Raw genomic sequence first — 21,249 nt, forward strand, 5'->3', positions numbered from 1 at the left:
GGGCGCGCGCGATGCCGGGCACGACGCGCCGACGCTCCGCGCATGGCCTCCTCCTCGCGGCGGTGCTCCTGGCGCCGCTGCCTTTCGGCTCGCTCGCCGCCGCGCAGACGGGCGGGCCCGGCGAGGTCCGGCGTCGCGAGGATGCGCGCACGCACTTCCAGCGCGGGATCGCGCTGCGCGATCAAGAGCGCTGGGCCGAGGCGCTCGCCGAGTTCCAGACATCGCGCTCGCTGTTCATGACGCTGAACGGGACGACCAACGCCGCCGCGTGTCTCATCCAGCTCGAGCGCTACCTGGAAGCCATCGAGCTGTACGAGAGCGCGCTGCACGAGTTCTCGGAGAGGCTCAAGAGCGAGGACAAGCGCGATATCCTGCTGGTGGTAAAGCTCCTTTACAATGCCGTCGGGGCCATCGGGATCGTGGGCGCCGAACCGGGCGCGGCGGTCCTGCTCGACGGCGTACCGCGCGGCGAGCTGCCGCTCGGCGCTCCCCTGCGCGTGACTCGCGGCCCCCACACCGTCCGCGTGGTCAAGGCGGGGTACCAGCCGTTCGAGCAGCGCCTCGACGTGGACGGCGGGGAGACGGTCCAGGTGACGGCACGGCTGATCCGGCTCCAGGAGACGAGCAAGCTCGAGATCGCCGAGCAGGCGAGGGAGGAGCCGGACGCACGCCGGATCCGGCTGGCGCGAGGCGCCGGGGCCATCGACGACCGCGAGGAGCGCGGCCCGCGGCGTACGCCCCGCTTGCTCGCCGAGGTGAGCGCCGCGGCGCCGCTCGTGGTGTCGTTCGGCGGAGACACGCCGACGGGGTGCGTGGAGCCCTGCAGCCAACCCCTCGGGTCTGGCGTCAGCGTGATCGTCCACGGAGGGTACGGCATCGACCATCTCTCGTTCGGCGCCTCGGCGGGCTATCTGAGCGTGCAGCAAGCCGTCCGCGGGCGCATCGCGGAGATCGAGGCCATCGGCGGGGCGTCGACCTCGGTGCGCGTCGACGACACGACAGCGCTCCGCGGCGCGCTCTTCGGCGCCTGGGTCGGGTACTCGTCGGGCGAGCGCCTCCTGCTCCACGCGCGGCTGGGCGCCGGCGGGCTGTTCGGCGCGGTCGCCGGGTCGCGCGCGAGCGCGCGGGCGTCGACGAGCGGCGCACCGTCGTTCGGCCCGCTCGAGCGGAGCGCGGCGGCGCGCTTCGTGTACATCGCACCCGAGGTGCGCGCCGGCGTCAGGCTGGCCAGGCGGGTCCAGCTCACCCTGGGGCTCGAGGTGCCCCTGCTCATCGCCGTGCCGAGGCCGGCGTCGAGCCAGCGGGTGCTCGTCGACACCGCGGCTGGGGTCGATCACGCCGCCTCGGCCTGGTTTCCGGCCGAGCCCCTCACGGCCCCGCTCTTCCCGCTCTTCATGCCTGCCCTGAGCGCCAGGTACGATTTCTACTGAGGCCGAGGTGCCTCCGGCGCGCTGCCGCGAGCGGGCGTTCCGGTTGAGCGAGCATGGTCGAGGTTCGTGCCGTACGACGGCATGGTCCCGCCGGGGGCGGTGCCGAAGAAGACGATCTTGCCGTCGCGGGTGATTGTGCCGAGATGCTGGATTTTCCGGCCGCTGAGGATCATGCGCGCCTCGCCGGAAGGTTTTTGGGGGCAGACCTCCACCCTCCGGCCGCCGGAGGCGCGGTCGTCGCGGCAGGTGCAGGCTGGGAGCGGCGATCCACCCCGGGTGGGGAGAGCGCGGTCCGCACATCACGTCGGGAGTCGCGGCCGTGCAGGGGTGTGAGGGCGTGGCGTGGTCTTCAACGGAGGGAGGAGGATCGTCGCCACCGGCGACCCGAGGTGAGCCGCCGGGCAGGATGCGCCCTACGACTGAACGACGTAGGCGACGAACGAGAAGTTCGCATCCTCCAGCGCACCGCTAGCCTTGTCGACCGAGCACACATACACCGCTGGCGGGCTGTGCTCGTGGTTGTACGTCGAGAACTGGTTGTCGGCGGACTGTCTACCGGCATCGTCGACCGGCGTGACGACGACGATCGGAGCCTGCGACGACGTGGCATTGAAGGTGATCTTGTACCTCCCCGTCGAAACCCTCGTGGACGACCAGCCCCCGGAGCCGGGGTTCAGCATCCCGCCGTCAGACTGCCTCACCGAACCAAACACTACGGACGTTGCCATTTCTCTTCTCCTATCTTGCTGTCAGCGACACGCGCGCCCGTGGAGGCCAGGACCAGCAAGGCCCTGTGACCTCCTACGCGATTCGAGGATATCGCTGCTCCACGACTGGTAACGCCGAGCTCGTCCGATGTCGCCTTAATCATTCCTAAGAACATCGTAGGGGTGAGCATCGCGCCGCAGCCCCTCGGGATCGTCGAGACGAGCTATCGAGAGGACGACGAGGCCCTGGACCGCCTCGTCGTCCTCGCAGCAACCGGGCTGGAGCAAGAGGTGCTGGTCATGAGGTGTCCGGAGGAGACGCGTGAACGACCGCGCTTCACGCTGTTCATGGATGGTGGATCGAGGAGCTCTTCAAGGCTCCTCCTGGCCGTGGCCGACCTCCGGTTCGTTCAGTCGTCGCGGGCGATGGGGATCGTCAATCTCCACATGTCGTTGAGCAGCACCGGCGCGAACTCCGCGGTCGCTCCCCCGAAGATGTAGAGCTCGTAGGCCGTGGCGGTCCTGCGAGAGAAGGAGAACTGGCCGAACCTCGGCGCCGGCGCTGGCCCCGCCATCGCGGTGTCCACGCGCGTCCAGCCCCCGGTGTCGAGATCGAAGTACCAGACATCGGACAGGGTGGTACCGTCGAACTGGCTGCCCCCGAAGAGCCAGATTCGATGGCCGCGCTCGTCGGCGAGCAGCTTCGCGTTGTCGCGGTGGCCCGGTCCGCTGTCCTCGTCGAAGGCGATCTGCTCCCCGGTCTCCGTGTCGATGTCGAGCGATCCAGAGATCGCCGAGGTAGTTCTCCGGCGTGAACAGGCCGGTCCCGTTCACGGCGTCGTTCGTGTATCCGCCATAGAGCAAGAGGGCGTTCCAGCCCTCGGAGTAAACGAGCGGATGATGGGCTCGAGCGCGCGGGACAGGCGAGCCGGTCGCGACCTGCTTCCAGCCGTTCTTGTAGCGAACCAGGTCGTGCTGGAGGCCGTCAGGGCGGTTGATGAAGGCCGACAGCGTCGACGACGAGCCCGAGAAGGCGTACGCGACGGTCTTGTGTTTCCCCTTCCCTCGCACGGCGACCGCCTCCGCGGAGCGATTCGCGAGCCCGACTTCGGCCGGTTTCTGCGCGATCTGCGTCCACCCGTGCACCCGATCGAACCGGAACGTGTCCTGGTGCGTGAGATCGAGCCCGCGCCGAAAAGGACCTCTCCCGCCTGAGACGATCAGGGCGTCGTCCTCGGCGACGCTCCACATCATCGCCTCGGCCCGGGCGGAGGGCCCGCCCGTGTACTGGCCGAGATCGTGCCAGGTCCGCGTGTCGACGTCGAAGACGCTGAAATCGGCCACGGGCTCGTCGTTCGGGTAGGTCCCGTTCAACCCGCCGAAGATGTAGAGGCGGCCGTCCTGATACGCGCTCGAACCGTCCCAGAGGGCGTCGGGGATGGCTCCGTTCTGCGCGATCGCGGTCCAGTACGGCAAGCTCGGCTGGGCGGCGCTCGGGCGGTCCCCGCAGGTCGTGGAGTGAACGCGGCCGCCCTCTCGATGTCTGGAGAGGCGCTGCGCGTCGGTCAGCGCGGCCTCGTCCTCGCCGAGGGGCTCTTGGATCTCCGGCCCTCGAGGAAGAGGGCGTTCCAGCCCTCGGAGCGTCGACAGCGGGAGCTGGACTAGAGCGACAAACGGTTGAGACCGCATGCAAACAGCAAGAATCGGTGCTCTAGGGCGCGATATCGTACGCGTGCTTCGCCGCCCACAGCGTCGTGGCCCGCATGTAGTACGGCGCGCGGATGCTGCCGTTGCCCTCCCATGCCTCCGGCGTGCGGAACCACAGGCCGTCGGTCTTCCAGATCGTGTCGACCAGGCTCGCGCCGATCTCACCGGCCTGCGCGGCGAGCCCCTCCTGGATCATGCCGGCCACCACGCCCCAGGACGTGCCGACCCAGCACTCGCGCGTCTGGTTGCTCGTCCCGTCGACCGAGCCATTGGCGGTCATGACGTTGACGACGCCGCGGGTCCCGCCGTCGAACCGCTTGAAGTTGTTCTCGTAGATCTTCGTGAACGCCGACACCGCGTGGCTCGGGTCGACGATCGGCGGCAGCCCGAGGGCGCGCGCGTACCACTGGCCTGCGAGCTGGTCCGCCATGATCCGGCTCGTGTCCCGGCTCCCCGTGTCGATCTTGTAATACGATCCCGTCCAGAGCTTCGACTCGAAGCCGCCCTTGGACTGGTCGAACCAGGTCTGGTAGGTGCTCGCGAGCGCGGCGTCCCCCATCGCGGTCGCCATCTCCTTCGCGGCCTCGGTGGCGGCGAGGAAGAGGCCCCCGCAATACGCGGTGTTGCCGTGCAGATCCATGTCGTCGTACGTCTGGTCGATGCCGTTGCTCTCGGGGAGCCCGTCCCCGTCGCCGTCCTGGCTCTTCACCTTCTGCATCGCCATCTTCACGGCGGGCCAGCAGTAGCTGAGGAACTCCGTATCGGTCTTCCCGGTGAGCGCCCAGTCGCGATAGACCATCAGGGCCAGCTTGGAGTTGAGGTCCTTCCAGTTGGTCGAGTCGCGGTACGTGTACGCGTTCCACCTGCGGAAGACGCTCTCGTTGTCCCCGAAATCGTGCGCGGTCGTCCCGAGCGCGCGCGGCCTGTCGGAGCGCGTGGTCGTCACGCTGTCGCAGAACTGCCGCACCTCCTGCTTGTCGATGTCCGGCCAGAGCGAGAACAGGGCCCATGAGCCGTAAAAGCGCACATCCGACGTCCCGTAGAACGGGTAGATGTACGACTCGAGGCTGGTGAACATGTCCTCGTCCGGGTCATCCGGCTGGCCGGACGCCGCGCCGGCCTCCCAGTACGTGCCCGCGATGGCGTAGTAGTAGAGCTCGTTGAACAGAGCGCCCTTGAGCCACTCCGGGTACGTCGGATCGTCGAGCACGCTCGCCTGCCAGTCCTGGATCGCCCAGAGCCACGGCTCGCGCTCGGCGAGCGCCTCCGCCGCGATCGTCCAGGAGGCGTTCCCCGTCCGCCCGAAGTGGCGCGTGTACGCGCGGTACCACCTGTCCCCCGAGCCCGCCTGCGTGACCGGGATATCCCACGCGAGCACGATCGGCACAATGACGCTCTTCCCCGGCTCCACCGTGGCCTTGAACGCGATCGCCCCGAGCGAGTGTCCTCCCGTCGTGTTGGCGAGCGCGCCGTCGTTGGCGAGCTCGCTCTGCAGGGCGGCGACGCTGTCGGCGGACTGGTACGAGACGACCACGCCCGGCGCGTTCCGGCTGGCGAGCGTGAACTCGCCCTGTCCCTCGGAGCTCGGCGCCCCTCCGCCTCGGGTGAGGACCAGGCCGACGTCGTCGCCTGAGGTCTGCACCGTGGCGCCATTGCCGCCGTGATCGTTCTTCCAGGTCAGCATCACGGCGACGTCGCAAGGCGCTCCGGTCGGATTCGTGATCTCCCACCGATAGACGCCGACCGGATAGCTGGTCTTCTTGTAATCGCCCGGGATGATGGGGCTGTATTGTTCGACCTTCGCTTTGCAGGGGAATGCCGCCCCGTGGTAATCGACCCACGAGCGCGGAAAGAGCGAGGAGTACGTCGCCTGCCCCTGGCCCAGGCCGTCCTTGTCGAGGCGCTTCGTCTGCGCGTCGCCCCCCTCGGCCTTCTGGTACATGAAGAAGCCCGCGTTGTTGTCGACGTTCTGGTCATTGCTCCCGATATCGAGGCGACCCTTGTAGAACCTGCCGTCGAACCGCCAGGTGATCGTCCCGGCCCCGAAGCCGCCGATGGGCGCGCCGTCCTCGTAGACGCCGTCCGTGATACCCCTGCTCCACGCCTGAGCCGGGATGGAGATCGGCTCGCCCGGCACGTGCGCCGGCGGGCCGCCGCCTGCGCTGCCGCCGGAGCCGACCGCGGGTGGAGCGCCGCCGGTGCCCGCCCCTGACGACGAGCTGCTCGCAGGGCCCTGGCTTGTTCCGGCTCCGGCTCCGGTCGAGGTTCCGGCACCGGCGCCGCCAGGCCCCGATCCGCCATCCGACGAGGACGAGCTCGAGCCACCTCCACCGCACGAGGCGGCTGTCGCCACGACGAGGACGGCACCGGCGGCGACGACACCCAGAGAGCGTAGTGGGACAAGGGGCAATGTCATGACGGCGAGCATATGCGGATCGTGCGCACACGTCACCGTACCAATGGCAATGCATTCACTTCGTTATCGCTGAAACATTCCGTCGTTTCCGAGGCAAACCTGAATTCGCGCGTCGCTGTTCACCCGGGCGGCATTTCATGCGACGCGAAATCTCCAGAGCATCTTCCACGACGCGCACGACTCGATCGCGCGAGCGAGACCCCTACGATCCTTCTTTTCATCGCCAGGCTTGCTCCGCAGCGCGCGGTCGAGGAGCGGCGCTCATGGCCAGGTGGCCTTGACCGCATTGATCCAGTAGTCCGCGAGGCGAAAGGCCGGATCTTGCTCGATGTGCACGAAGCGTCCGCTGTAGCTGGTGGCGGAGCGACCACAGACCTGGCTCGCCGAAACGAAGTTGAGTAGCCTACCTTGAACGTTGGTCGTCGCGTTCAGCGAACAGTCGCTGCTGCCGGGAACGCCGACCCGCCAGGTGGGTTTGCTGGCCAGCAAGTTGCGCTTGAGCTCCAGTATCTTGTCACCCGAGACGGGGGCGACATCCATGCCGTGCGAGGCGAACACGTCCTCCGCGCAGGTATCTCTCGCCATGCCATGCCACTGAATGCCCCACCAGGGATTCGATCCATAAAAGGCCGCGAGCTCCAGATAGGTCGCGTGAAACGCGTTCGTCACGTTGTGGGCCACGTCCGACGTCATGGTCGAGCTCTGGCAAACGCTGTCGGTGAAGCTCGCATCGCGGTGAGCGCCGGCCATCAGGAAGCTGCGGGATCTCGTCGCCTTGAAGATGCTGACGGCCTGGATCTCCGTCTCCAGGTCCGCTGTCGCATGCGGCGCCGAATGGGCGAGCTCTCGCTCCGCGGCCGCGTCCACGATGAACGTGCCCAGCCCGAGATCGACGATTCCGTCGCTGTTCCGATCGCCGACCTCCATGAGCACACAGTATCTTCGTCCATTGTTGACGTCGCGGAGGAGCCGGATCCGCGTAGACGACGACAGGCTGGACGGAAGCACGAACTTGCAGCTGCCGCCCATCATGGTGCGAACGACGCTCCGCCACGCGGTCAGCTGCGTCGAGCTCGGGGTGACGAAGATGCCTGAGTCCCTGCCGGGCATCTGATCGCGAATGCACGCCACGAGCGCCTCCAGGGTCGCGCTCGACGAGCAGGTCAGGTCCGCCGACACCGCGGGGCGGGACGCCATGAGGACGCCAGCGCCGAGCAGGAACAAAATCGATCGTTCGAACCGCATGACAGCGTTACCTCCAGTCAGGGGTTTGCGGGTGGGATCGATCGGCGGTCCTCTGCGCGACGCGCTGTGCGCGTGGGCACAGGAACGAGGCTCGCCGGGGCCGCACGGCGCGGGCCTCCGCATTCCCAGACTTTCAGGCGCGCGAGCGCTCGCCGCTTTCTTCGCCGTCCACGCAATGATCGCCAAGCAAACTCACCGGCAGGCGACGGCGAGTGCAAGGCGGAGACCGCCGCGCTGTGCGAACCGTTCGCGGTCGCCGCGGCCACCACATCGCAGCGTTACCGCCACATCGCAGCGCGGCCACCACACCACAGCGTCACTCGACCCGGTGAGCCCCCGGGGTGTCGCACGTCATGACAACGGCGCGTCGCTCGCCGGCCGGAGCGGGTTGTCAGGGCGCGAGGCGCCCGTCCTGTCCGTCCTGTCACGACAAGCAAGCTCCCCGAAAACCTGTGGAAATAATGGAGGCCTTATCCTCGGCAGCGTGAAAGTCATCTCGCACGGGCTGCTCGGGCGTGAGACGACCGAAGCGATCGCCATCCCCCTCGGGGCCCTCGCGGCCTCGCTCCTCGTGTTCGGCGCGTTCGTGGCCGCCCAGGGGGTGAACCCCTTGAGCGTCTATCAGGACATGGTCCGCGGCGCCTTCGGCACGTGGTTCTCGCTCCAGAACACCCTCCTCCGGGCCGCGCCGCTCATGCTGACCGCGCTCTGCACGGCGCTGCCGGCGCGGCTCGGCCTGATCGTCATCGGCGGCGAGGGCGCGCTCGCCATGGGCGGGCTCTCGGCCGCGTCGGCGGCGCTGGCCGCACGGGCGTGGGGCGCGCCGCCCGCCGCCGTGCTCGCCGCGATGCTCGTCTCCGGGCTCGCCGCCGGGGCGCTCTGGATCGGCCTCGCCGGCGCGCTGCGCGTCTACCGCGGCGTGAGCGAGACGATCAGCAGCCTCCTCCTCAACTACATCGGGATCGCGATCCTGAACCACCTCGTCGAGGGCGCGCTGCGCGACCCGGCGAGCCTCAACAAGCCCTCGACCGCCTCCATCGGCGCCGAGAACGCGCTCGGGAGCCTGCCCGGCCTCGAGGTCCACTGGGGCCTCGCCTACGGGGTGCTCGCCTGCGCGCTCTGTTATGTGCTGATGCACCGGACGACGTTCGGCTTCGGCGCGGCGATGAGCGGCGGCAACGTCCGCGCGGCGCTCCTCGCCGGACTGCCGGTCAAGCGCCTCGTCGTGCTCACCTGCACGCTCGCCGGAGCGTGCGCTGGGCTCGCCGGCATGGTGGAGGTCGCGGCGGTCCACGGCCGGGCCAACGCGTCGCTGATCAGCGGCTATGGCTACACCGGCATCCTCGTCGCGTTCATCGCGCGCCACAACCCGCTCGCGATCATGCCGGTCGCCCTCCTGCTCGGCGGCATCGGCGCGAGCGGCGGCCTGCTGCAGCGGACGGCGCGGCTCCCCGACGCGACGGTGAGCGTGCTCCAGGGGATCCTGTTCATCGCGATCCTCGCCAGCGAGACGCTTTACGGCCGTTCCCTCTCTGCCCGCGAGCCCAAGGTCCGTCAGGCGGCTCCGGCGCCTTCGGTGGCATGATGAACGACGCAGCTGCGCTCGGTCTCTGGGGCATCCCCCTCGCGGTCGCCGCCGGGGCCATCCGCATCAGCACGCCATTCCTCTTCGTGAGCCTCGGCGAGTGCCTCACCGAGACGAGCGGCCGCGTGAACCTCGGCCTGGAGGGCACGCTCGTCATGGGCGCGATGGGAGGTTATGGCGTCTCTTACCTCACGGGCTCTGCCTGGCTCGGCGTGCTCGCCGCCGGCGCCATCGGCGCCGCGCTCGGCGCGCTGCACGCGTGGCTGTGCTCGAAGCCGCGCGTCAACGACATCGCCGTCGGCATCGCGCTCATGCTCTTCGGCGTCGGTCTCGCCTTCTTCCTCGGCAAGCCGCTCATCCAGCCGACGGCGCCCCGACTGCCCGCGATATCGCTCGGCTTCTTCAGCGATCTCCCCCAGGTCCGCTCCGCGCTCCAGGTGAACGCGCTCTTCCTCATCGGGGCCGCGCTCGCCCCGCTCCTGCTCTGGGCGCTGAACCGCACCCGCTTCGGGCTCGTGCTCCGCACCGTGGGCGAGAGCGCCGACAGCGCCCGCGCGATGGGGGTCGACGTGAACCTGGTCCGGCGGCGCGCGACCATGGCCGGCGGCTTCCTCGCCGGCGTCGGCGGCTCGTTCCTCTCGCTCTTTTACCCTGGCAGCTGGAACGAGGGACTCTCGAGCGGACAGGGGCTCATGGCCGTCGCCCTCGTCATCTTCGCGCGCTGGAACCCGGTGCGCTGCCTCTTCGCTTCGCTGCTCTTCGGCGGCGCGAGCGCCCTCGGGCCGGCGCTCCAGTCCGTGGGGATCACCTGGGGATACCACCTCTTCAACGCCGCGCCGTACATCGTGACGCTGGCCATCATGGTCGCCGCAAGCTCCGCGACCCAGACCCTGCGCGATCAGCCCGCCGAGCTGACGCTCGCGCGTTGATCGCGCGAGGCGGCGCGCACCGGACGAACCATGTGAAACGTACGAAACGGACGAGACGAACGAGACGAACGAAAGGAGCGAGCCCCGCGAGACGAGCGAACCGTACGAGACGAGCGAAACGCTGAATGACAGGAGGACTCGACCGATGCCCTACGTGGCCGCTGATCCCTACGCCTGGCCTTACAACGGCGCGCTCCGCCCCGAGACGACGGCCCTGATCGTCATCGACATGCAGACCGACTTCTGCGGGAAGGGCGGGTACATCGACCTGCTCGGCTACGACATCTCTTTGACGCGGGCGTGCATCGCGCCGATCCAGCGCGCGCTCGCGGAGCTGCGCCGCCGCGGCTATCACGTCCTGCACACGCGCGAGGGGCACCGGCCGGACCTGTCCGATCTCCCGGCGAACAAGCGGTGGCGCTCCCGCCGGACCGACGGCGGGCGCGGCACGGGCGTGGGCATCGGCGATCCCGGGCCGTGCGGGCGCGTGCTCGTCCGCGGAGAGCCTGGGTGGGAGATCATCCCGGAGCTCGCGCCCCTTCCCGGCGAGCCGATCATCGACAAGCCGGGCAAGGGCTCGTTCTGCGCGACGGATCTCGATCTCATCCTCCGCCAGCGCCGCATCGAGAACCTGATCCTCACGGGGATCACGACGGACGTCTGCGTGCACACCACCATGCGCGAGGCGAACGACCGCGGGTACGAGTGCCTGCTGCTCTCCGACTGCTGCGCGGCCACGGATCCTGGCAACCACGCCGCCGCGCTGAAGATGATCAAGATGCAGAACGGCGTGTTCGGCGCGGTCTCGACCTCCGCCGCGCTGCTGGAGGCGCTCCCGTGACCATGGACCCGCACGTCTTCTCGAGCCCCGCGGCGAGGCCGCCCCGCGCCGCCGCCCGGGAGCCCGGCCCCCCCACGCCGCCGCCGGCGCTCTCCGCCGCGGGGATCACGAAGCGGTTCGGGCCGCTGCTCGCGCTCGACGACGTCTCGCTGCGCCTCGCGCCCGGGAGCTTCCACGCGCTCCTCGGCGAGAACGGCGCCGGCAAGAGCACGCTGGTCAAGTGCATCATGGGCTATCACCAGGCCGACGCCGGCGAGGTGAGGGTCGGCGACGCGGCCCTGTCCATCAGGAGCCCGCGCGACGCGCAGGCGCTGGGGATCGGCATGGTCTACCAGCACTTCACCCTCGTGATGAACATGACGGTCGCCGAGAACCTCGTGCTCGCGCGCGCGTCGCTCCCCCTCGTGATCGACTGGCGCAAGGAGCGCGAGGCGATCCGCGCGTTCATGGAGCGCATGCCGTTCCGGCTCGATCCGGAGCGGACCGTCCGCGCGCTCGCCGCGGGCGAGAAGCAGAAGCTCGAGATCCTGAAGCAGCTCTACCTCGGCAGCAGGATCGTCATCCTCGACGAGCCGACCTCGGTCCTCACGCCCGGGGAGGCCGACGAGGTGCTCGGGATGCTCCGGTGCATGGCCGACGAGCAGCGGATCAGCGTGCTCATGATCTCGCACAAGTTCCGCGAGGTGACGGCGTTCGCCGACGAGGTCACGGTGCTGCGGCGCGGCCGGGTCGCCGGCCGGGGCAAGGTCAAGGATCTCACGCCGGCGGCCATGGCCGAGATGATGGTCGGCGCGCAGCCGGCGCAGGTCTCCGCGGCGCGCGGCGACGCGCCCGCCGGGGAGCCGATCCTGCGCATCGAGGGGCTCGCCGCGAGCGACGATCGCGGGCGGCCGGCGCTCGACGGCGTGACGCTCACGATCCATCGCGGCGAGATCGTCGGCATCGCCGGCGTCTCCGGCAACGGGCAGGAGGAGCTCGTCGAGGTCCTCGCCGGGCAGCGCGCCGCGCGGGGTGGCAGCGTGCTCGTCCATGGCGAGCCGTACGGCGCCGGGCGCGCGCAGATCCAGCAGCACCGGGTGCGGTGCCTGCCCGAGGAGCCGCTGCGCAACGCCTGCGTCCCCGCGATGTCGGTCGCTGAGAACATCGGGTTCCGCGTCTTCGACAGGCCGCCCTTCACAAGGCTCCGCTGGGGCGTGAGCCGGGCGGCGCTGAGGCGGTCGGCCGAGCGCCTCGCCGCGGAGTACGCCATCAAGGCGCCCTCGGTCGACGCCCCGATAGGCAAGCTCTCCGGCGGCAACGTGCAGCGCGCCGTGCTCGCGCGCGAGCTCGGCATGGAAGAGGACATCGAGCTCCTCGTCGCCGCAAACCCCTGCTTCGGGCTCGATTTCGCGGCCGTGGCCGAGATCCGCTCCCGCATCCTGAAGGCGCGCAACCGCGGGACCGCCGTCCTCCTCGTGAGCGCGGATCTCGACGAGATCTTCGCCATGGCCGACCGTGTCCTCGTGATGAGCGAAGGCCGCATCGTCCACGAGTCGCCGATCGCTTCGGCCGACGTCGCGGAGATCGGCCGCGCGATGGCGGGGCACCGATGACGGCGCGGCCCCTCGAGATCGCGGCGAGGCCGTACCCCTTCCGCGTCGCCGATCGGGACGCCGTGGCGCTGCTCGTCATCGACATGCAGCGCGACTTCCTCGAGCCCGGGGGCTTCGGCGCGGCGCTCGGCAACGACGTCAAGCGGCTCCAGCGCATCGTGCCGACGGTCCGGCGCGTCCTCGACGCGTTCCGCGACCACGGCCTGCCCATCATTCACACGAAGGAGGGTCACAGGCTGGATCTCTCGGACTGCCCCCCTGCGAAGCGGGGCCGGGGCGCTCCAGGGATGCGGATCGGCGATGTCGGGCCGATGGGGCGCATCCTGGTGCTGGGCGAGCCTGGCAACGACTTCGTGCCCGAGCTCGCGCCGGCGCCCGGGGAGCTCGTCGTACCGAAGCCCGGGAAAGGCGCGTTCTACCGGACGGGGCTCGACGCCAGGCTGGCGGCGCTCGGCGTCTCCCACCTGCTCATCGCCGGCGTGACGACCGAGGTCTGCGTCCAGACCACGATGCGCGAGGCGAACGATCGCGGCTACGAGTGCCTGTTGATCGAGGACGCCACCGAGAGCTACTTCCCGGAGTTCAAGGCGGCGACGTTGGAGATGGTCCGCGCCCAGGGCGCGATCATCGGTTGGACCGCCCCCGCCGCCGCCGTCCTCGAAGCGCTCTGATCGATGCCCGTTCCGGAGCGGTGGTCACCCGCAGCGGGTGACCACCGCTCTAATGTGTGGAGCCGAGAGCGCCCGCGACGAGGTAGTCCATGCTCTCGAGCGCGATGTCGGTCTGCTGCTGCGCGACCGAATCGGCGATCACCACCTTGCCCTCATTGTTCATGATGGGCCCCTGGAAGATGGTGAGCGTGCCCTCCGTGAGCTTCGCCTTCGCCTCCTCGGCCTTCTTCTTTGCCTCCTCGGAGACGGCGGGGCCATAGGGTGAGATCTTGATGTACCCCTCCTTGAAACCGCCGCGCAGGAGGTGCGGATACGGCTTCCCCTCACGGATGAACGTCATGTAGTCGGTGTAGACCTTGGACCAGTTCCACTCGGCGCCGGTCAGGTAGCCCTTCGGGGCGAGCGTCGCCTGGTTCGTGTGGTAGCCGGTGCTGAACGCGCCGCGCCGCTCCGCGAGCTCGATGATCACCTTGGGCGAGTCCACGTGGGCGGTCAGGACGTCGACGCCCTGATCGATGAGGCTGTTGGCCGCCTCCGCCTCCTTGACGGGCATCGACCAGTCGCCGGTGAAGATCACGGCCGTCGTCACGCTCGGGTTCACGCTCCGGGCGCCCAGCGTGAAGGCGTTGATGTTGCGGAGCACCTGCGGGATCGGCTTCGCCGCGATGAACCCGAGCTTGCCGCTCTTCGTCGTCATGCCGGCGACGATGCCGGACACGTACTCGGCTTCGTCGATGTAGCCGAAATAGCTGCCGACATTGCTCGGGTGCTTCGACCCGTCGTAGAGGCCGCCGCAATGGAGGAAGGTCTTGTCCGGGAACTTCTCCGCCACCTTGAGGATGTGCGGATCGAAGTAGCCGAAGGACGTCGGGAAGATCACCGTCGCGCCATCGAGGTTGATCATGCTCTCGAGCGTCTTCTGCACGGCGACCGTCTCGGGGACGTTCTCCTCCTCACGGGTCTTCACGCCGGCCAGCTTGGCGAGCGCGGCGGCCCCCTCGGCGTGCGCCTGGTTGTAGCCGTAGTCGTCCCTGGGGCCGACGTAGATGAAGCCCACCGTGAGCGGCTGATCGCTCGACCCCTCCTTGCTGCAGCCGGCCGCCGGCAGGAGCGAGAGCGAGAGGACCAGTGGACGGAGGATGGCGAGGAAGCGCTGTCCCCGTGCCGCGCCGGCCGCGGTGAACACGGGAGTTCTCGGTGTGCTCTTCACGCCATGGATGTGTACGCGACTCCTCATTTCTGGAACTTTTCCCACGCGTGAATTTCGCGCGCTTCGCGTGATTCCCGTTGAGCGCGCACCGCGCGCTGTGGCATGGTTACATCAACACCGGAGATTCGCGATGACAGCTACACTTTCAGCAGCGACGCGGGATTTTGTGCCTGTGCAGTTGCCATTCATCATTGCGAATGTGGCAACGATGGCCGCTCATCCGGAGTCGGTCCCCTGGCGGCGCCTCCGGGAGGGCGTCGAGATTCACCGCATTTACGGCAACAGCGACGCAGGCGCCTCGGCCGCGCTCCTGCGCTACGCGCCGGGGGCATCCGTGCCGCAGCACGTCCATCGCGGCCATGAACACATCTTCGTGCTCACAGGATCACAGTCGGACGAGCGCGGGCACCACCGCGCCGGCACGCTCGTGATGAACGCCCCGGGCAGCCGCCACAGCGTCTCGAGCGCCGAGGGCTGCATCGTCCTCGCGATCTGGGAGCAGCCCGTCGTCTTCATCTGATTCATCTTCATCCGATCATCTGGACACCGGCTCACGCATCAGGACATCCGGGCCGCTCATCTGGACACCTCCTTTCCACCCCCTCGCGCCATGCGGGGCTTCGCCGCTTCCAGACACGAAGGCCGGCGAGGCCACGCCGGCCTGACCTGGGTCCGGGGTACGACATCGCCGCAGGCACGTCCTCACCGGACCGCGAGCGTGCACCCGGCGCTCGCTTTCTCGGGGCACAGAGGTTCAGGTACGCTGCGCTTTGCCGTAGGCTGGACGCTCATGGATTCACGCGGGAAATCGCTCCCTCCGGGGCCGCTCGTCACGGACGAGGACATCCGGGAAGAGCTCCGGCGGCTGTTCGACGCCGGTCCCGACTCGGGGCTCGTCATCCGGGTCTACGGCGAGTCGGGCGAGGGGGCGGCCGCGGCGGACGCGTTCCGCGAGATGTTCGCGTCGCTGCGCATGTACGAGGGGAAGCCGCAGGACCAGCCGCTGGAGATCCTCGTCGACGCGCCGAGCAAGGCGCACATCGCGCGCGCGCTTTCTGTGCTCGGCCACAAGCAGCACCAGAAGCGGATCCTCGATCACATCCTCACCACCTTCGGGCGCCGGCTGATCGACCCGCTCGCCGAGATCCTCGACACGACCCCGACCGGCTCGGTGACGGCGCGGCTGACCATGCTGCGGGACATCTTCCTCGCGCACGTCGCGGATCTGCGGATGACGCCGGAGTCGCAGCAGATCCTCTCGAGCGACCTGCGCAAGCTCCTGAGCGACGACTACCTGGCGATGGTGGCGGAGAACGAGGAGCGCGTGCAGCGCCCGCGCGTGGCGATGCTCGCGCAGCAGATCCTTCGGCTCGTCGGCTCCACGTTCCACAACGCGCTCAAGCGGTGGCCGGCGCACGCCGAGCAGATCGCCTCGTCGATCGCGCGGCGGAGCCCGAAGAAGGTCCGCCTGAGCGAGGTGCCGAAGCTCATCCGCGGCCAGATCACCGACGGCATCGAAGAGTTCCTGTGGATAGAGACGAGCGCGGACATCGAGGGCGCGCTGCGCCCGATGCTCGCCGAGCACCAGGACGTGATGCCCGTGACGCAGGCGACGCTCGACCGATCGACGTACCGCGAGTTCGCGGACGCCTGCTGGGCGATCATCGCCGAGCACTGCTGACGGCGGGGCGAGCGCTGCCGGATCGACGATCTCACCGCGCTGCAGGCTGAGATCCATCACGTCCTGGTCGCTTCGCTCACCGCTTCACCGAGTGTCCCGCTCCATGCGTCCGGAGGGAGAGCCCCCCGTCTGGAGCAAGCCCCCGCGCGCGCCGCGTCGGGAATGATTTCCGCCTCCCGCTGTTGTAAGGGGCCGCTGGCGCCTGGGCCGCCGCGCACTGCGGCGTCCGAATCGCCGGCGCGGAGAGCTTCTTCCCTTCGCGGAGGGGTGCACGGCCGTGATCGAAATCAGCGACCTATACAAGTACTACGGCGACCGGAAGGCCATCGGGCCCCTGTCGTTCTCGATCGAGGCGGGAGAGATCGTCGGCCTGCTCGGCCTGAACGGCGCGGGCAAGACGACGACGCTCAGGATCCTCGCCTGCGATCTGCTCCCGTCCGCGGGCCGTGTGCTCGTGGACGGACTGGATGTCGTCGACCACCCCCACGAGGTGCGGTCCCGCATCGGATACCTCCCCGACAGGCCGCCGCTCTACGACGAGATGAGCGTGCGCGCCTTCCTCCACTTCGCCGCGCGCCTGCGCGGCGTCGACGCCGGCGCGGCCGACGCGCGGGTGGCCGAGGCGCTCGCGGTGACGCAGCTCGACGACGTGGCCGCGGACCCCATCAGCTCGCTGTCCCACGGCTTCAAGCAGCGCGTCGGCATCGCGCAGGCGATCGTGCACAAGCCGCGGCTGCTCGTCCTCGACGAGCCGATCAGCGGGCTGGACCCCGTGCAGATCGTCGAGATGCGCGCCCTGCTCCGGAGCCTGCGCGGCAAGCACACCATCCTGCTCTCCAGCCACATCCTCTCCGAGATCAGCGAGACGTGCGATCGCATCCTCGTGATCCGGGACGGCGCGATCGGCGCGCAGGGGACCGAGCAGGAGCTCTCGGCCAAGCTGCTCCACGGCGTCCGGGTCGAGCTCACGGTGCGCGGCCCCGAGGGCGCGGGCCGCGGCGAGGCGACGCGGGCGATCGAGCTCGCGCGCGAGGTCGAGGGCGTCACGTCCGTCGAGCAGGTCACCACCAACGAGCCGGGGGGCGACGTCGTGAGCTTCGCGGTCGAGGCCGACCGCGACGTGCGCGCGGCGCTGTGCGCCGAGCTCGTGCAGGCGGGCATCGGCATCCTCGAGGTGAAGCGGAGCGAGCGCGAGCTCGAGTCGGTGTTCCTGCGGCTCGCCACGCGCGCGACGCCCGGGGCGAAGGACAGGTCCGCCGCGGCCGGCAGGGCGAGTGCCGGCGGCGACGCAAGGAAGGCCCCTGCGGAGGAGCAGGCGGAGGAAGGCGAGGGCGAGACATGAGAGGGACATTGCTCGTCGCGCGGCGGGAGCTGTCCGCGTACCTGAGATCACCGCTCGGGTACGTCGTCGCTGCCGCTGCGCTGCTCATCGACGGCATCTACTTCCAGGTCGCGGCGCTCGGCTCGGGCGCGCGGCTGTCGGCGGAGGTGCTGCTCAAGTTCTTCGACGGCACGGCGTTCATCACGATGGTCGCGGCGCTCATCCTCTCGATGCGGCTCATCGCCGGCGAGCGCGAGAGCGGGACGCTCATCCTGCTCAAGACCGCGCCCGTGCGCGACGGCGAGATCATCGCCGGCAAGTTCCTCGCCGCGCTCGCGCTGGTGTCGTTGATGACGGCGATCACGATCTACATGCCGCTGCTCATCTTCGTGAACGGCAAGGTGTCCGTCGGGCACATCCTGGTCGGCTACTCCGGGGTGCTGCTGCTCGGCGCCGCGTCGCTCGCGATCGGGCTCTTCGCCTCGACGCTCGCGGCGAGCCAGGTCATCGCGGTCATCCTCGGGGCGGCGATCCTCGGGACGCTCGGCTTCCTGTTCCTCGTCGCCCGCGTGACGGAGCCGCCGCTCAACGACTTCGTGAGCGCGCTGAACCTCTACCCGCTCAACCAGAAGCCGTTCCTGAACGGCGTGCTCCGGCTGGAGAACGTCGTGTACTACGTCGCGGTCGCGTACTTCTTCCTGCTCGCCGCGACCCACACCCTGAAGGCGCGGAGGTGGCGGTGAAGGACAAGCAAGCTCAGGCCGACGAGGCCGAGATCCGCGGCGAGGGAGCGGGCTCCGCGCCCCTGCCGGACGCGGGGCGAGAGGCCCCGCCGGCCGGCGATCCGGCGCCCGCCGCGCCGCGCGAGGCGCCCGCGCTCCGCGCCGGGGGCTGGATGGTCCCGGCGTACGCGGGCGCGCTCCTCGCCCTCTTCCTCGGCGAGCGCGTGGTGCCCACGATCGAGTGGCTCCGCTATGCCCTGTCGGGGCTCGGGTTCTTGACCCTGGTCCTCGTCACCGCGCTGCGCTTCGCGACCGCGGTGCGCGAGACGGGCGAGCGCCGCGCGGTCGAGCGCGCGCTCGCGATCCTGTCGGCGCTCGGCGTCGTCGCGGTGGCGGCCTACTTCACCACGACCGACGCGGGGCAAGCCATGCTCGGCGTCTCGCGCGCCGCGCCCGAGCTGCGCGCGCGCGTCGACGCGGCCACGACGGTCGCCTGGATCGCGCTGCTCGTCATGGCGACGGTGCCGCTGTTCTTCGGCGAGGCGGCGCTCGCGCCGATGCGGCGCGCCGAGCGCATCGAGGGCCGGCGGGTGCGCGCGGCGACGCTCTCGGGTCTGACGCTCGGGTTCGCCGCGGTCTACTCGGCGCTCTTCGTGTTCGCCGCGAGCCAGCTCGATCTCAAGGTGGACTTCTCGTACTACCGCACGGCGCGCCCGGGCGACTCCACGAAGCGCGTCGCCGAGAGCCTGACCGAGCCGCTCAAGATCACGGCCTTCTTCCCGCAGCAGAACGAGGTCGGCGCCGAGGTGGAGGGCTACCTGCGCGAGGTGAAGGCGGCGTCGCCGCAGATCACCGTGGAGATGCAGGATCGCCTGCTCGTCCCCGCGCTCGCCAAGGAGGCGAAGGTCACGCAGGACGGCGTCATCGTGCTCTCGCGCGACAGCTCGCGCGAGACGCTCACCGTCGGCTCCGACATGAAGAGCGCGGGCGCCAAGCTGAAGAGCATCGACGCCGACTTCCAGAAGGCGCTGCTCAAGGTGATCCGGCCCGCGCGCATCGCGTATCTGACCGTGGGCCACGGCGAGCTGAACGAGACGGCTGGCCAGGTCGCGGGGCGGACGGTCAAGGATCTGCGCAAGGTGTTCGAGTCCCAGAACTACACCGTCAAGGACCTCGGGCTCGCCCAGGGGCTCGGCAGCGAGATCCCGAAGGACGCCTCCGTGGTCCTCGTGCTCGGCCCGCAGAAGGAGTTCCTGCCGGAGGAGATCGGGGCGCTCAAGCGGTACGCCGAAGGCGGCGGACACCTCCTGTTCGCGCTCGATCCGGAGGCGAAGGTCGATCTGAACCCGCTCGCTGGCATCGTGGGGCTCACGTGGAAGCCGGAGACCCTGGCGATGGATCGGGCCTTCGCCGTGAGGCGCCACAACGACTCGGATCGGACGATCCTGATCACGACGCGGTACTCCTCGCACGCGTCCGTCTCCACGCTGAGCCGCAACGCCCAGCAGGCGCCGACGCTCTTCCCGGGCGCGTCGTCGCTCGACAAGCAGGGCGGCGACGAGCTGAAGGTCGACTTCGTCGTCCGCTCGATGCCCGAGGCGTTCGCCGACGCGAACGGCAACTTCAAGTTCGACGCGGAGAGCGAGAAGCGCAGCGCCTACAACCTCGCCGCGGCGGTCTCGAAGGAGGTCGCGCCCGGCGCGGACGGCAAGGAGAAGAAGGAGCTCCGCGCGTTCGTGGTCGCCGAGGCCGACATGTTCAGCGACGCGGCGATCCGGGCCGGAGCGAACGGGCTGTTCGCGCTGGACGCGCTCCGGTGGCTCGGCGGCGAGGAGAGCTACGCCGGGGAGATCACGACGAGCGAGGACGTCCGGATCGAGCACACGAAGGAGAAGGACCAGGTGTGGTTCTGGGCCACGATCCTCGTGGCGCCGGCCATGGTGCTGGGTCTCGGGCTCTTCATCACGCGCCGCGGGCGGCGCGCGAGCGGGAGGCGCGCATGAGGTTGGAACGCAGCTTTTTCGTGCACCTCGGCCTTCTTGTGGTCGCGGCGTTGTTCGCGGTCCTCGTCTGGACGCGCGACGAGAAGGCGGCCGCCCTCTCGGTCGCGGACGTGACCGTCTGGGCCGGCCGCGCCGACGACGTCGAGCGCATCGCCTTCGAGGGGAAATCGAAGACGGTCGTCCTCGAGGCGAAGAAGGACAAGGAGGGCCGTTACTTCGTCGGCACGGCGGAGCGCAAGACGACGCCCCCTGCCGAGAAGCCGAAGGACCCGCACCAGAACCCCGACGACGCGGCGCAGGACGACGAGCCGCCCGCGGAGGCTGAGCCGACGGTCAAGACGACGACGTTCGTCTCGGTGGCCGCCGGCAACAAGCTCGCCGAGGCGATCGCGCCGCTGAAGGCGCTGCGCTCGATCGGCCGCATCGCGGACGACCGCGCGGCCGAGTTCGGACTGGCCGAGCCCGAGGGCACGCTCACCGTCAAGCTGCGCGGCGCCGAGCGAAAGCTGGTCCTCGGCGGCGCGACGCCCGGCGGCGCGGACCGGTACGCGCGCGACGAGGCCACGGGCGAGGTGTACGCCATCAAGGGCGACATCTACCGCGATCTCGACACCGCGGAGTCACGGCTCCTGGAGCGGGATCTACACGAGTGGAAGGACGTCGATCTCGCCAGGGCGCGCGTCATCGCCGGGGACAAGCGCCGCGAGGTCGTGCGCAGCGGCGACGAGGGCAAGAAGTTCTGGGCCGATCCGGCGAGCCCCGAGCAGAACGACGAGACGGTGGGCAACTGGATGAGCAAGCTCGACCGTCTCCGTCCCACCGAGTACGTGGCCGTTGCCCCGGAGCAGAAGGAGGTCGTGGTGCGGATCGAGTACACCGGCCGCTCTGGCGACATCGGCTTCGCCGAGCTCGTGAAGGGGCCCCCCGGGGCGAGCGGCAAGCCCGACTATTTCCTGGTCACGGAGCGCACCCGCCTTTACGGCAAGGTGCCGGTAGGCGTCGCTGAGCAGGTCGAACAGGACGTCGGCGCCGTCGTCAAGTAGCCCTTGCGCCTCGCGACCGCGCCGGAGCAGCCGCCCGGCGCGGTCGGCCTCCGTGCGGCGCCGGCCGCGCCCTGCGGCGCAAGCTGTCTCCCCCGGTCGCTCTTTACTTGCCGTACCGGGTCCGGTCCTGCAACGCTCGGGCGCAA

General features: G+C 69.6%; 19 protein-coding genes and 1 pseudogene. 13 read left to right on the plus strand and 7 right to left on the minus strand.

Annotated features, from left to right (window positions below; genetic code table 11):
• Positions 1 to 11: 11 nt before the first annotated feature.
• A complete protein-coding gene (locus WME82_RS24255) occupies positions 12 to 1,430 on the plus strand; it encodes a PEGA domain-containing protein (RefSeq protein WP_438044738.1) in 1,419 nt (472 codons plus the stop codon).
• On the opposite strand, the gene WME82_RS24260 is transcribed toward WME82_RS24255, so the two are convergent.
• Together WME82_RS24260 and WME82_RS24265 are read right to left on the minus strand one after the other, a co-directional pair.
• Positions 1,424 to 1,603 (minus strand): hypothetical protein, encoded by a 180-nt coding sequence (locus tag WME82_RS24260; RefSeq protein ID WP_438044739.1) that lies wholly within the window; start codon positions 1,601 to 1,603, stop codon positions 1,424 to 1,426. The two genes, WME82_RS24255 and WME82_RS24260, sit on opposite strands and share 7 nt — an antisense overlap.
• Before the next feature lie 240 nt (positions 1,604 to 1,843).
• Positions 1,844 to 2,158, minus strand: a complete 315-nt coding sequence (locus WME82_RS24265) for a hypothetical protein (RefSeq protein WP_129576976.1) — start codon at positions 2,156 to 2,158, stop codon at positions 1,844 to 1,846.
• 162 nt (positions 2,159 to 2,320) lie between these two features.
• Between WME82_RS24265 and WME82_RS24270 the strand changes: the two genes are divergently transcribed.
• Positions 2,321 to 2,638, plus strand: coding sequence for a hypothetical protein (locus WME82_RS24270; RefSeq protein ID WP_438045047.1), 318 nt, complete (start codon positions 2,321 to 2,323; stop codon positions 2,636 to 2,638).
• On the opposite strand, the gene WME82_RS24275 is transcribed toward WME82_RS24270, so the two are convergent.
• The 4 genes and pseudogenes from WME82_RS24275 to WME82_RS24290 all read right to left on the minus strand — a co-directional run bounded on the left by WME82_RS24275 (position 2,548) and on the right by WME82_RS24290 (position 7,505).
• Positions 2,548 to 2,928 (minus strand): Kelch repeat-containing protein, encoded by a 381-nt coding sequence (locus WME82_RS24275; RefSeq protein ID WP_438044926.1) that lies wholly within the window; start codon positions 2,926 to 2,928, stop codon positions 2,548 to 2,550. The two genes, WME82_RS24270 and WME82_RS24275, sit on opposite strands and share 91 nt — an antisense overlap.
• Before the next feature lie 526 nt (positions 2,929 to 3,454).
• Positions 3,455 to 3,826, minus strand: a pseudogene (locus WME82_RS24280) (hypothetical protein); the annotation flags it as partial.
• 22 nt (positions 3,827 to 3,848) lie between these two features.
• Positions 3,849 to 6,260, minus strand: coding sequence for a GH116 family glycosyl hydrolase (locus WME82_RS24285; protein ID WP_438044740.1), 2,412 nt, complete (start codon positions 6,258 to 6,260; stop codon positions 3,849 to 3,851).
• A gap of 261 nt (positions 6,261 to 6,521) precedes the next feature.
• A complete protein-coding gene (locus WME82_RS24290; protein WP_438044741.1) occupies positions 6,522 to 7,505 on the minus strand; it encodes a hypothetical protein in 984 nt (327 codons plus the stop codon).
• 484 nt (positions 7,506 to 7,989) lie between these two features.
• Between WME82_RS24290 and WME82_RS24295 the strand changes: the two genes are divergently transcribed.
• The 5 genes from WME82_RS24295 (at position 7,990) to WME82_RS24315 (ending at position 13,123) form a co-directional block, all read left to right on the plus strand.
• On the plus strand, positions 7,990 to 9,090 hold the full coding sequence (locus WME82_RS24295; protein WP_438044742.1) for an ABC transporter permease: 1,101 nt from the start codon (positions 7,990 to 7,992) through the stop codon (positions 9,088 to 9,090).
• Positions 9,090 to 10,019, plus strand: coding sequence for an ABC transporter permease (locus WME82_RS24300; RefSeq protein WP_438044743.1), 930 nt, complete (start codon positions 9,090 to 9,092; stop codon positions 10,017 to 10,019). Before WME82_RS24295 ends, WME82_RS24300 begins: the two co-directional genes overlap by 1 nt.
• Before the next feature lie 145 nt (positions 10,020 to 10,164).
• On the plus strand, positions 10,165 to 10,860 hold the full coding sequence (biuH, locus tag WME82_RS24305; RefSeq protein WP_437301443.1) for a biuret amidohydrolase: 696 nt from the start codon (positions 10,165 to 10,167) through the stop codon (positions 10,858 to 10,860).
• Positions 10,861 to 10,862: 2 nt separating this feature from the next.
• Positions 10,863 to 12,452: an ABC transporter ATP-binding protein gene (locus WME82_RS24310; protein WP_438044927.1), complete on the plus strand. Its 1,590-nt coding sequence runs from the start codon at positions 10,863 to 10,865 to the stop codon at positions 12,450 to 12,452.
• Positions 12,449 to 13,123: a cysteine hydrolase family protein gene (locus WME82_RS24315; RefSeq protein WP_437719281.1), complete on the plus strand. Its 675-nt coding sequence runs from the start codon at positions 12,449 to 12,451 to the stop codon at positions 13,121 to 13,123. Before WME82_RS24310 ends, WME82_RS24315 begins: the two co-directional genes overlap by 4 nt.
• Before the next feature lie 49 nt (positions 13,124 to 13,172).
• On the opposite strand, the gene WME82_RS24320 is transcribed toward WME82_RS24315, so the two are convergent.
• Entirely contained in the window at positions 13,173 to 14,360 is a 1,188-nt protein-coding gene (locus WME82_RS24320) for a BMP family ABC transporter substrate-binding protein (RefSeq protein ID WP_438044744.1), read from the minus strand.
• A 181-nt stretch (positions 14,361 to 14,541) separates the two neighbouring features.
• Here WME82_RS24320 and WME82_RS24325 point away from each other — a divergent pair, with 181 nt between their 5' ends.
• The 6 genes from WME82_RS24325 to WME82_RS24350 all read left to right on the plus strand — a co-directional run bounded on the left by WME82_RS24325 (position 14,542) and on the right by WME82_RS24350 (position 21,103).
• Positions 14,542 to 14,853 (plus strand): cupin domain-containing protein, encoded by a 312-nt coding sequence (locus WME82_RS24325; protein WP_437747839.1) that lies wholly within the window; start codon positions 14,542 to 14,544, stop codon positions 14,851 to 14,853.
• A 270-nt stretch (positions 14,854 to 15,123) separates the two neighbouring features.
• Positions 15,124 to 16,014 carry a hypothetical protein gene (locus WME82_RS24330; protein ID WP_438044745.1) on the plus strand — a complete coding sequence of 297 codons (891 nt, stop codon included), beginning with the start codon at positions 15,124 to 15,126 and terminating at the stop codon, positions 16,012 to 16,014.
• 277 nt (positions 16,015 to 16,291) lie between these two features.
• Positions 16,292 to 17,356 carry an ABC transporter ATP-binding protein gene (locus WME82_RS24335; RefSeq protein WP_438044746.1) on the plus strand — a complete coding sequence of 355 codons (1,065 nt, stop codon included), beginning with the start codon at positions 16,292 to 16,294 and terminating at the stop codon, positions 17,354 to 17,356.
• Positions 17,353 to 18,078, plus strand: a complete 726-nt coding sequence (locus WME82_RS24340) for an ABC transporter permease (protein ID WP_437747842.1) — start codon at positions 17,353 to 17,355, stop codon at positions 18,076 to 18,078. The genes WME82_RS24335 and WME82_RS24340 overlap by 4 nt, the downstream gene beginning before the upstream one ends.
• The gene (locus WME82_RS24345; RefSeq protein ID WP_438044747.1) at positions 18,075 to 20,060 is read left to right on the plus strand and encodes a Gldg family protein; all 1,986 of its coding nucleotides are present in this window, start codon (positions 18,075 to 18,077) and stop codon (positions 20,058 to 20,060) included. Before WME82_RS24340 ends, WME82_RS24345 begins: the two co-directional genes overlap by 4 nt.
• Complete coding sequence (locus WME82_RS24350; protein WP_437873707.1) at positions 20,057 to 21,103, plus strand: DUF4340 domain-containing protein; 1,047 nt, start codon at positions 20,057 to 20,059, stop codon at positions 21,101 to 21,103. Before WME82_RS24345 ends, WME82_RS24350 begins: the two co-directional genes overlap by 4 nt.
• Positions 21,104 to 21,249 lie beyond the last annotated feature (146 nt).

Source organism: Sorangium sp. So ce128 (genome assembly GCF_051525245.1).
Classification (GTDB): Bacteria; Myxococcota_A; Polyangia; order Polyangiales; family Polyangiaceae; genus Sorangium; species Sorangium cellulosum_B.